1 protein-coding gene is annotated in these 1656 nt (G+C 42.1%); it reads left to right on the top strand.

Translation table 11 applies throughout. The annotated features are described in order from the left end of the window. The coding region (locus GMD6S_RS08980) for a Spy0128 family protein (RefSeq protein WP_000295538.1) at positions 1–1656 on the top strand (1656 nt) is incomplete at both ends.

The following is a 1656-nucleotide window of genomic DNA, read 5'->3' as shown; positions in this document are numbered from 1 at the left end:
AACGTCAACTACACCGAAGCAGGAGAGCACACTTACACTATCACTGAAAAAGCAGGAACAGAAGCAGGTGTGACATACTCAACAGAATCCTACACAGTTAAAGTGAATGTAGTAGATAACGGTCAAGGTCAATTGGTTGCGACTGTAGATGAAGCAGAACGTGTCTTCACTAACACTTATAAAGCCGCTGAAACAAAAGCTACTATCAAGGCTACTAAAGTCTTGGAAGGTAAAGCTCTAGAAGCTGGTAAATACGAATTCGAACTTAAAGAAGGTGACGAAGTCGTCGCAACAGCCAAAAACGCTGCAGACGGTTCTGTTACTTTCGAAGCTATCAAGTACGCAGCAGCAGGTGACCACACTTACACTATCACTGAAAAAGAAGGTAGCGAAGCAGGTGTAACTTACGATAAATCTACTCACAATGTAACAGTAAAAGTTACAGATAATGGACAAGGAAAACTTGTTGCAGATGTAAAAGACAACAATCCAACCTTCACCAACACTTATAAAGCAGCTAAAACAAGTGCAACGATCACAGCTACTAAAGTCTTGGATGGTAAGGCCCTTGAAGCTGGTAAATACGAATTCGAACTTAAAGAAGGTGACGAAGTCGTTGCGACAGCTAAAAACGCTGCCGACGGTACTGTGACTTTCGAAGATATCAAGTACGCAGCAGCAGGCAACCACACATACACTATCACTGAAAAAGCAGGTAGCGAAGCAGGTGTGACATACGACACTGCTAAACATGAAGTGACAGTAAACGTTACAGATAACGGGCAAGGTCAACTTGTTGCAGCTGTTACAGGTAACAATCCAACCTTCACCAACACTTATAAAGCAACTTCAACAACAGCTACTATCACGGCTACTAAAGTCTTGAATGGTAAAGCTCTAGAAGCTGGTAAATACGAGTTTGAACTTAAAGAAGGTGACAAAGTCGTTGCGACAGCTAAAAACGCTGCCGACGGTACTGTGACTTTCGAAGCTATCGAATACGCAGCAGCAGGTAACCACACATACACTATCACTGAAAAAGCAGGTAGCGAAGCAGGTGTGACATACGATACTGCTAAACACGAAGTTAAGGTAGCAGTTGTTGATAACGGACAAGGTCAACTTGTTGCGACTGTAACTGACAACAACCCAACCTTCACAAACACTTACAAAGCAGCTTCAACAACTGTTAACATCACGGCTAAGAAAGTCTTGAATGGTAAAGCTCTAGAAGCTGGTAAATATGAGTTTGAACTTAAAGAAGGTGACAAAGTAATCGGAACAGCGACAAACGCTGTAGACGGTACAGTTGCTTTCGCAGGTATTGAGTACAAAGAAGCTGGTGAGCACACTTATACTATCTCTGAAAAAGCAGGTAGCGAAGCAGGTGTGACATATGACACTGCTACACATAAAGTGACTGTTAAAGTTGTTGATAACGGTGCAGGCAAACTTGTTGCGACTGTAACTGACAACAACCCAACCTTCACCAACACTTATGTTGCGTCTTCAACACAAGTAATTTTCTCAGCTAAGAAAGTCTTGAAAGGTGATAAAGAGCTTGTAAAAGGTCAATTTAAGTTTGAACTTAAACAAGGTGACAAAGTCGTTGAGACAGCTACAAACGCTGCAGACGGTACTGTTACTTTCACAGCA

Source organism: Streptococcus sp. GMD6S (genome assembly GCF_000297015.1).
Note: the sequence above shows the minus strand (reverse complement) of the source record. Positions and strands in the feature narration are given on the sequence as shown.